Below are 9,701 nucleotides of genomic sequence, written 5' to 3'. Positions count from 1 at the left end.
GACCAAGGTGTCGCAGGTTCGAATCCTGTCTTCCCGATATATGGCGGTGTAGCTCAGCTGGCTAGAGCGTCCGGTTCATACCCGGGAGGTCGGGGGTTCGATCCCCTTCGCCGCTATAAAGATCTTGTTGGACCTTTAGCTCAGCTGGTTAGAGCTCTCGGCTCATAACCGAGTGGTCGTAGGTTCAAGTCCTACAAGGTCCATTTGAATAGTATGGAGGATTACCCAAGTCCGGCTGAAGGGAACGGTCTTGAAAACCGTCAGGCGTGTAAAAGCGTGCGTGGGTTCGAATCCCACATCCTCCTTTTGTATTAACGCGGGATGGAGCAGCTAGGTAGCTCGTCGGGCTCATAACCCGAAGGTCGTAGGTTCAAATCCTGCTCCCGCAATAAGGCTCGGTAGCTCAGTTGGTAGAGCAATGGATTGAAGCTCCATGTGTCGGCGGTTCGATTCCGTCTCGCGCCATTTTTACTTATAGTGTGTATGCGGGTGTAGTTTAGTGGTAAAACTACAGCCTTCCAAGCTGTTGTCGCGAGTTCGATTCTCGTCACCCGCTTTGAACTTTGTTCAAATTACATTACCAAGTTTTTAACTTGGGCGCGTAGCTCAGGTGGTTAGAGCGCACGCCTGATAAGCGTGAGGTCGGTGGTTCGAGTCCACTCGTGCCCATTAATAGGAGAATTACTCAAGAGGCTGAAGAGGACGGTTTGCTAAATCGTTAGGTCGGGTAACTGGCGCAAGGGTTCGAATCCCTTATTCTCCGTTTTATTGAGAGTTTATAACTCTTTTTTTATATTTTTAAGAATAGTAGAATAAAAACTTCAGATTTGTAAAACTTAATTGGATTACTTATCTGAAGTTTTTTTGCGCTCTTTGTCAACTGTAGTGGGCTGCAGAAAAGCTAAAATCTTTATATATTGTCGATTTTATGGTTGTGCTCGTTTATTATTACTTCCAACTCTTGAGTGAAATTTCTCCGCTATTGAGCCAGATTTCTTTTCCGTTATCACATTGAACTAAAAGTTTTCCATTTTCTGAGATATCTTTAGCAAGTCCCTTGTGGTCTTTTTGATCTAGTGTGAAAGTCACTTCTTTTCCTAGAACGAATGACTGTTTTTTATATAGGTATAATAACTCATCTGCTGGCGTTTTGAAGAAAGAACGCCAGATTTCTATGATTAATTCATTTCTGGTAATAGGTGCTGGAGCTTTGAATAAACTAGCAGCTTTTTCTTTTAATTCTTGAGGGAAGTCTTTAATAGTAAAGTTGATTCCTACTCCAATAATGATATCTGTGACTAAGCCAGTTTCTACAGAGGTCATTGCTTCAGTGAGGATTCCTCCAATTTTATGATTTTTGAGGTAGATATCATTGACCCATTTTATGTCGACATCTATTAAAGTTAGGTTCTTAATGGCTTTGTAGATAGCTCCTGCTACAAGTAGTGTGTAGGATGGTAATTTCTCATAGGGAAGATTTGGTTTGAGATGGAGTGTCATATAAATGCCACCTTGGGGTGAGTAGAAAGAACGTTGAAAACGGCCTCGGCCAGCTGTTTGATAGGAAGCTAGATAGAGAGTGTTTGCTTCATTCCCTAAATCAATTGCTTCTTTTGCATCGAGTTGAGTTGATCTTGTTTCGGATTTAAAACTGATTTTAATTGGAAGATTTTGTTCTAGGAGTTCCGGAAGAATAAGATCCCCATTCACCAGTTTATAGCCTTTGTTTTTGATACTATCAATTTCAATGCCTTCTTGTTCTAAACGCTTGATGGCTTTCCAAATTGATGTTCGGGTCAGTGATAGTTTTTCTGCAATCTTTTCTCCGCTGATATAATCGGTTTCTTTAGCTAGAATTTGGTAGACGGCTTGGTATGATTTCATAGTGTTTCCTTTCTCACTAGTTGGTGTTGAGAATATTCTTTTCTTGTTTGACTTGGAGTCTGATTAAAGTATTGTTTATAAGCTTTCGAAAAATGTAGTGGATCTGAAAAGCCTACCGAGTACGCAATTACCTTGATTGACTCTTGGGTATTTTCGAGGAGTTGTTTAGCTCGATACATTCGAACGTATAGTAGGTATTCTTTTGGAGATAAGGTGTTAAATTCTTTGAATACGCTTGATAAGTAGCTTCTGTGAACGGATAGTTCTTTTGCTAAATCTTGAATTGTAAGTGATTGAGGATAGTGGCTATCAATTAATCGTTTGCATTCAAGATAGAGTTGGTGGGTCGATGAAATATTCTTTTTCTTCTGATTGGGAGCAATAGTTCCCAGATGAAACATCAGTTCATGGAGTTGTCCCATGATATGGAGTTGAGCTAATTCATTTGATTTGGTAATCTGAGCGAAGCGGACAATGTCTGAGATGAGTTTTGCAGTAGTCTGGGTATGACAAGTTTCAGATTGGATGAGATAAGATTGGTCAGAAATTTGAGAAAGAGCAAAATAATCAGGAGCTTTCCCTCCAGTGATTCCTAACCAGTAGTAGGCCCAAGGTTCTTTACTATCTGCTTGATAAAAGGTTAGTTCATCTGGTTTTAATAGAAAGAAATCTCCTTCTTTTAAATCAACAATTTTACCCTTGTAATGAAATTTTCCTTGTCCTTTAGTAATGTAATGTAGGACGTATGTATCTCGAATTGTTGGACCAAAAGAGTAATTTGGTGTGCATTCCTCATATCCATAAAAGCTTAGGGAAAGGTCAATTGTTCCAGTCTGGTATTCTGAAAAAACTAGCATGTGCTACCTCCTACCTAACATTTTACCATATTCTTGAGACATTTTTCTATTTCGGAAAGCGTTTTCAGATGATAAAATATAATCTATAAAGTGATGAGGTGAAGTAAATGGGAGTTAGGATAGAGAATAATCTATTTTATGTTGAAAGTAAAAATCTAAGTTTGATTATTGAAAATCGAAATGGCTACTTACTTTTGAAACATTTAGGAAAGACTATTAAGAACTATAAAGGTTCCAATAGTGTTTATGAACGGGACCATGCCTTTTCAGGAAATCCAACAGCTACTAATCGAACCTTTAGTTTAGATACTCAACGTCATATTTTTGGGCAACATGGCTTAGGAGATTTTAGGAAACCAACTATACAGATTCAGCATAGTGTAACTGAAGTAACAGACTTTCGATTTGTAGAAGCAAAAAGTTTAAAAGGTCAGAATGGTCCACAGGGCTTACCTTCTCCACATAGCATGGATAATACAGAGACTCTTGTCTTAATGTTAGAAGATTCTAAGGCTCAACTTAGTCTGAATTTGTATTATACTGCTTTTGATAATGATTCGACTATTGCTAGCTACAGTAAATTAGTGAATAATAGTAATCAGGAAGTTGTCATTCATAAAGACTTTTCTTTTATGGCTGATTTTCCAGCGGCAGCTTACGAAATCGTAACTCTGCAGGGTGCTTATGCTCGTGAAAAGACTGTTCGACGTCAACAGGTAGAACAAGGAATCTTTTCAATTAGTTCGAACCGTGGAGCTTCTGGGCATGCTCAAACACCAGCTCTTCTACTCTGTGATCAAGGAATCACAGAGGATGCAGGGAATGTGTTTGCTATTCAACTAATGTATAGTGGAAACTTTGAAGCTTTTGTTCAAAAGAATCAATTGAATGAAGTTCGGCTGGCTATTGGGATTAATCCGGAAAACTTTTCTTGGAAGTTAGACCCTGAGGAATACTTTGAAACACCGGTAGCTTTAATGACCTATTCAGACAAGGGATTAACTGGTGTTAGTCATGAAAGTCAGAATTTTGTACTGAAGCACATTATGCCAAGTAAATTTTCTACAAAAGAACGCCCAATTCTAATTAATAACTGGGAAGCTACTTACTTTGACTTTCAGAGAGAAAAACTGTTAGAGCTAGCTGATGAAGCTAAGAAAGTTGGCATTGAACTTTTTGTATTAGATGATGGTTGGTTTGGCAATCGTTTTGATGATAATCGTGCTTTAGGTGATTGGGTTGTTAATGAGAAAAAACTGGGTGGAAGCCTAGAAAGTCTGATTTCAGCTATCCATGAAAGAGGTTTGCAGTTTGGACTTTGGTTAGAACCTGAAATGATTTCTGTAGATAGTGATTTGTATCGTAAACATCCTGACTGGGCTATTCAGGTTCCTGGTTATGAGCATACTTATTCTCGGAATCAATTAGTACTTAATCTTGCCAATCCTCAGGTAGTAGAATACTTGAAAAATGTCTTAGATCAACTCCTATCTTATCATGAGATTGATTATATTAAATGGGATATGAATCGTAATATGACCAACCTAGGAAATGGCTTTACTTATCTAGAGACAAAGATGCAATCTCATCAGTACATGTTGGGGCTTTACGAACTCGTTTCTTATCTGACAGAGAAGCACAGCCATATTCTCTTTGAGTCCTGCTCTGGTGGTGGTGGACGAAATGATCTGGGTATGATGCGCTATTTCCCACAAGTCTGGACTAGTGATAATACTGATGCTATTGCACGTTTACCAATTCAATACGGTTCATCTTATCTCTATCCAACCATTTCTATGGGGGCTCATGTGTCAGCAGTACCGAATCATCAGATGGGGCGAACGACACCATTAGAAACACGTGGTCATGTAGCAATGATGGGAAATTTGGGATATGAGCTTGATTTGACAAGTTTATCAGATGAAGAGAAAGCTGAGATTGCTAATCAGGTGAACTTGTATAAAGAATTACGACCAGTAGTTCAGTTAGGACAACAGTATAGACTAATTAATCCTGATACTGCATCCAATGAAGCAGCTGTACAATTTAATTACAAAAATCAAACGATTGTAACCTACGTTCGCGTTTTGTCAGTTGTAGAGACCATGGAAACAACTTTAAAGTTAAAAGATTTGGATGAAGAGGGACTATATGAATTACAGGAAAATGGCGAAGTTTACTCAGGTGCAGAACTAATGTATGCGGGTTTAACTGTTATTTTATCCCAAGGAGATTTTTTGAGTAGACAGTATATTTTTAGAAGACTATAATAAAGGTGTATAAATTTATAAAGGAGGCTTTCCAATGAAATGGTATAAGAAAGCAGGTTTTCTTTTAGTAGCTGGGGCTAGTTTACTAGGCCTAGCGGCTTGTGGTCAGAATAATCAATCGACTGATGGAAAGGTAACGATTGAATTTTTTAACCAGAAGACCGAAATGGCGGATACTTTGCAAAAAATTGTAGATGATTTTGAAAAGGATCATCCTACTATTGATGTAAAACTGACGACTGTTCCGGCAGCTGGAATTGTTCTGAAGACTCGGATTTTATCAGGAGATGTTCCAGATATTGTTAATATCTATCCTCAAAATATGGATTTTCAGGAGTGGGCAAAAGCAGGTTACTTTGCAGATATGACAGGGAAATCTTATCTTGAGAATATTAAGAATGACTATGCAGAAAAGTATGCAATCAATAACAAGATTTATAGTGTGCCTTTAACTGCTAACCTTTATGGAATCTATTACAATAAAACAAAGTTTAAAGAATTAGGACTTGAGGAACCGAAGACTTTTAAAGAGTTTCAAGAGATTGTTAAAAAGATAAAAGATAGTGGGAATTCTCCGTTTGCAGTTGCAGGCAATGAAGGATGGACATTAAACGGTTATCACCAACTTTCTCTCATTACCATTACAGGCAGTGGAGACGCAGCTAATAACTATCTTCGCTTTTCAAAACCAAATGCTATTTCTGTAGATGATGCTATTTTAAAAGCAGATGCAGAACGACTAGATTTGTTGGCGGATAATGCTCAAGATGGATGGCGTGGTGCCTCTTATAATGATGCGGTGGTAGCATTCTCGAATGAAAAAGCTTTTATGATGCCACAAGGATCGTGGGCGTTAGCGGCAATTAATCAACAGGATCCAAAATTTGAGGTGGGGATGTTTGCCTTCCCAGGAGAAGAAGCAGGAAAAGAAGTCACTGTTGGTGCAGGGGACATGGCATTATCAACTTCAGCTACTAGCAAACATCCTAAAGAAACCGAAGAATTTATCAGCTATATGACTAGTCCAAAAGCTATGCAGTCATATTATGATGTAGATGGATCACCAGTTGCGGTGAAAGGCATACAGGAAAAAGAAGATTCAGCGCTTGCAGAGATTTCTAAACTGGCCTTTACGGATAAACATTATGTTTGGTTGGGCCAACGCTGGAACTCTGAAGAAGACTTTTTTAATCTAAGTACAGGTTACCTGATGGATAAAAATCTGAAAAATATGGCAAACAATCTCAATGCTTTCTTTAATCCAATGAAGGCAGATTTGGACTAGAATAGGAGTTAAGATGATATGGCTATTCGAAAATTTTTAAATAAATACTGGGGTTGGACATTTTTGCTCATCCCGCTTGCTTTACAAGCTATCTTCTTTTACTTTCCGATGGTACAAGGTGCTTTCTATAGTTTGACTAACTGGACTGGATTGACCTATAATTATAAATTTGTTGGTTTGAACAACTACAAATTGCTAATGATTGATGGGAAATTCTTCACAGCCATAGCCTTTACTTTGATTTTAACTCTGGCATTGATTATTGGAGAGATTACGATTGGGATGGTTGTGGCACGAGCCTTAAATTCTAAGATGAAGGGGCAGACCTTCTTTAGAGCTTGGTTCTTTTTCCCGGCTGTTTTATCTGGTTTGACAGTATCCTTGATTTTTAAACAATTCTTCAACTATGGGCTTCCAACGATTGGAAGAATTTTAGGAATTGGTTTTTTACAAGAGAGTCTATTAGGAACACCAATCGGAGCGGTAGTGGCAACTATTTTTGTTCTTCTATGGCAAGGAGTAGCAATGCCAATTATTCTCTTTCTTGCTGGTCTTCAGAGTATTCCAAGTGATATTTTGGAGGCAGCATCAATTGATGGTGCAACAAGCAAACAAACTTTTTGGAAGATTGAATTACCATATTTATTGCCAACGGTTTCTATGGTTTTTATCCTGGCTCTTAAGTCCGGTTTGACAGCCTTTGACCAGATTTTTGCGTTGACGAGTGGTGGTCCTAATAATGCTACAACGTCTCTTGGTCTTTTAGTCTATAACTATGCCTTCAAGAGTAATCAATATGGATATGCGAATGCAATTGCCTTGATTTTATTCTTAATTATTGGAATTGTTTCTCTGATCCAAATCAAACTATCAAAGAAATTTGAAATCTAATAGGGGAGTCTTACACATGAAAAAAGAAGAAAAATTGAATCAGTTTTGGAAGTATGTCCTCTTGATAGTAGGTGGTATTCTCATACTTGTTCCTTTGTTGGTAACGGTTTTTAGTTCCTTCAAGACAACCAAGGATATCATGAATCATTTCTTTGGTTTGCCCAATCCTTTTACATTAAGCAATTATGAACGATTGGTTTCGGATGGGATTGGAGGCTATTTCTGGAATTCAGCTGTTATTACGGTGTTATCATTGATTGTAGTAGCCTTCTTTATACCAGCTGCAGCCTATTCCATTGCTCGAAATATGTCCAAGAAAAAAGCCTTTGCAATTATGTATTCACTATTGATTTTAGGGATATTTGTTCCATTTCAGGTGATTATGATTCCTATCACAGTTATGATGAGCAAACTCGGCCTGGCAAATATGTGGGGGTTGGTACTACTTTATCTAACTTATGCAATTCCACAGACCCTCTTCTTGTATGTTGGTTATATTAAAATCAGTGTACCAGATAGTTTAGATGAAGCTGCAGAAATTGATGGGGCTGATCGATTTACAACTTACCGTCGAATTATCTTTCCAATGCTGAAGCCTATGCATGCTACAACCTTGATTATCAATGCATTATGGTTCTGGAATGACTTTATGTTGCCATTGTTGATTTTGAATAAGGATTCCAAGATGTGGACTTTGCCTCTCTTCCAGTACAACTACCAAGGTCAGTATTTTAATGACTATGGGCCAAGTTTTGCATCCTATATTGTGGGAATTGTAACAATTACTGTCGTTTACCTCATCTTCCAAAAACATATTATTTCAGGAATGAGCAACGGAGCAGTGAAGTAAGAAGAACTCATGGAATCTCTAGTCTTTGACACAGAGGAAGGGTTCAGCTTGTTGATAATTCTATGAAGAAAACAAGAAAGTAGTACTTAGTTTATCAAAGTCTATATTAGTACGAGTTTGATAATAAACAGAGATTTAAAATGAATTTGATTTACGAAGCCAAGTCATATGAGACTTGGCTTCAATTAGAAAAAGGAGAGTAATGATGCCAATTCAGAATAAAACCATGTTGATTACCTATTCAGATAGTCTGGGAAATAATCTTAAAGACTTATATGAGAATTTGGAAGAGCATTTTGGAGATGCTATTGGGGGAGTTCACCTTCTCCCATTTTTCCCATCAACAGGCGATCGTGGATTTGCGCCAGTTGACTACGACGAAGTGGATTCAGCTTTTGGTGATTGGGAGGATGTTAAGCATTTAGGTGAGAAATATTATCTTATGTTTGACTTTATGATTAATCATATTTCTCGTCAATCTAAGTATTATAAGGACTATCAAGAAAAACATGAAGCCAGTGAATTTAAAGATCTCTTTTTAAACTGGGATAAGTTTTGGCCAGAAAACCGTCCGACACAGTCTGATGTAGATTTAATTTACAAGCGTAAGGATCGTGCACCAAAGCAAGAGATTGTGTTTGAAGATGGGTCAGTGGAACATTTGTGGAATACCTTTGGTGAGGAGCAGATTGATCTTGATGTGACCAAAGAAGTAACGATGGAATTTATCCGTAAGACCATTCAGCACTTGGCAAGTAATGGGTGTGATTTGATTCGTCTAGATGCCTTTGCTTATGCAGTGAAGAAATTGGATACTAATGATTTCTTTGTAGAACCAGATATTTGGGATTTATTGGACAAAGTTCGAGATATCGCTGCTGAGTATGGGACAGAGCTCTTACCTGAGATTCATGAACACTATTCGATTCAGTTTAAAATAGCGGATCACGGTTACTATGTTTATGATTTTGCTCTTCCAATGGTGACACTTTATACTCTTTACAGTTCCAGAACAGAGCGTTTGGCTAAGTGGTTAAAGATGAGCCCAATGAAGCAATTTACGACGCTAGACACCCATGATGGGATTGGAGTGGTGGATGTCAAGGATATCCTGACAGATGAGGAGATTGACTATGCTTCAAATGAACTCTATAAGGTTGGAGCTAATGTCAAACGTAAGTACTCCAGTGCCGAGTATAATAATTTAGATATCTACCAAATCAATTCAACCTATTATTCTGCGCTTGGAGATGATGATGTCAAGTATTTCCTTGCACGATTAATTCAAGCATTTGCTCCAGGTATTCCTCAAGTTTACTATGTAGGTCTATTAGCAGGCAAGAATGATTTGAAATTATTAGAAGAAACTAAAGTAGGTCGAAATATTAATCGTCATTACTATAGCAATGAGGAAATAGCAGAAGAAGTCCAACGTCCTGTAGTGAAGGCCCTTCTCAATCTATTTTCTTTCCGTAATCGATCAGTAGCATTTGATTTAGAAGGAACTATTGACGTTGAAACACCAACAGCCCACAGCATTGTAATCAAACGTCAAAATAAAGATAAGTCCGTAACAGCAGTAGCAGAAATTGATTTGCAAAATCAGACTTATCGAGTAATTGAGAACGGAATTGAAGTAACATTTTGAAGACTTGATATGGTTG

At 37.9% G+C, this 9,701-nt stretch carries 7 protein-coding genes and 8 tRNA genes; 13 read left to right on the top strand and 2 right to left on the bottom strand.

What is annotated here, in order from left to right; translation table 11 throughout:
- Positions 1-42: 42 nt before the first annotated feature.
- The 8 genes from JQ843_RS09505 (at position 43) to JQ843_RS09470 (ending at position 763) form a co-directional block, all read left to right on the top strand.
- Positions 43-116: transfer RNA gene (locus JQ843_RS09505), tRNA-Met, on the top strand.
- 13 nt (positions 117-129) lie between these two features.
- A tRNA-Ile gene (locus tag JQ843_RS09500) sits at positions 130-203 on the top strand.
- Positions 204-215: 12 nt separating this feature from the next.
- Positions 216-305 (top strand) — tRNA-Ser (locus JQ843_RS09495).
- Positions 306-315: 10 nt separating this feature from the next.
- A tRNA-Met gene (locus tag JQ843_RS09490) sits at positions 316-389 on the top strand.
- Between the two features lie 3 nt (positions 390-392).
- A tRNA-Phe gene (locus JQ843_RS09485) sits at positions 393-465 on the top strand.
- A 20-nt stretch (positions 466-485) separates the two neighbouring features.
- Positions 486-556, top strand: a tRNA-Gly gene (locus JQ843_RS09480).
- 39 nt (positions 557-595) lie between these two features.
- A tRNA-Ile gene (locus JQ843_RS09475) sits at positions 596-669 on the top strand.
- Between the two features lie 6 nt (positions 670-675).
- Positions 676-763: transfer RNA gene (locus JQ843_RS09470), tRNA-Ser, on the top strand.
- Between the two features lie 185 nt (positions 764-948).
- On the opposite strand, the gene birA is transcribed toward JQ843_RS09470, so the two are convergent.
- Positions 949-1,884, bottom strand: coding sequence for a bifunctional biotin--[acetyl-CoA-carboxylase] ligase/biotin operon repressor BirA (birA, locus tag JQ843_RS09465; RefSeq protein ID WP_203213487.1), 936 nt, complete (start codon positions 1,882-1,884; stop codon positions 949-951).
- Positions 1,881-2,741, bottom strand: coding sequence for an AraC family transcriptional regulator (locus tag JQ843_RS09460; protein WP_000959991.1), 861 nt, complete (start codon positions 2,739-2,741; stop codon positions 1,881-1,883). Before JQ843_RS09460 ends, birA begins: the two co-directional genes overlap by 4 nt.
- A gap of 107 nt (positions 2,742-2,848) precedes the next feature.
- Here JQ843_RS09460 and JQ843_RS09455 point away from each other — a divergent pair, with 107 nt between their 5' ends.
- The 5 genes from JQ843_RS09455 to gtfA all read left to right on the top strand — a co-directional run bounded on the left by JQ843_RS09455 (position 2,849) and on the right by gtfA (position 9,685).
- Positions 2,849-5,011 carry an alpha-galactosidase gene (locus tag JQ843_RS09455; RefSeq protein ID WP_203213486.1) on the top strand — a complete coding sequence of 721 codons (2,163 nt, stop codon included), beginning with the start codon at positions 2,849-2,851 and terminating at the stop codon, positions 5,009-5,011.
- A 34-nt stretch (positions 5,012-5,045) separates the two neighbouring features.
- Positions 5,046-6,296, top strand: coding sequence for an extracellular solute-binding protein (locus JQ843_RS09450; RefSeq protein ID WP_203213485.1), 1,251 nt, complete (start codon positions 5,046-5,048; stop codon positions 6,294-6,296).
- A gap of 18 nt (positions 6,297-6,314) precedes the next feature.
- Positions 6,315-7,187 carry a carbohydrate ABC transporter permease gene (locus JQ843_RS09445; RefSeq protein WP_004258836.1) on the top strand — a complete coding sequence of 291 codons (873 nt, stop codon included), beginning with the start codon at positions 6,315-6,317 and terminating at the stop codon, positions 7,185-7,187.
- 16 nt (positions 7,188-7,203) lie between these two features.
- On the top strand, positions 7,204-8,037 hold the full coding sequence (locus JQ843_RS09440; RefSeq protein WP_000711265.1) for a carbohydrate ABC transporter permease: 834 nt from the start codon (positions 7,204-7,206) through the stop codon (positions 8,035-8,037).
- A gap of 205 nt (positions 8,038-8,242) precedes the next feature.
- Positions 8,243-9,685, top strand: coding sequence for a sucrose phosphorylase (gene gtfA, locus JQ843_RS09435; RefSeq protein ID WP_203213484.1), 1,443 nt, complete (start codon positions 8,243-8,245; stop codon positions 9,683-9,685).
- Positions 9,686-9,701: the final 16 nt, after the last annotated feature.

It is taken from the genome of Streptococcus mitis, assembly GCF_905187495.1.
GTDB lineage: Bacteria > Bacillota > Bacilli > Lactobacillales > Streptococcaceae > Streptococcus > Streptococcus mitis_CU.
The sequence above is the reverse complement of the archived record's forward strand: the minus strand, read 5'-3'. Positions and strand labels throughout refer to the sequence as shown.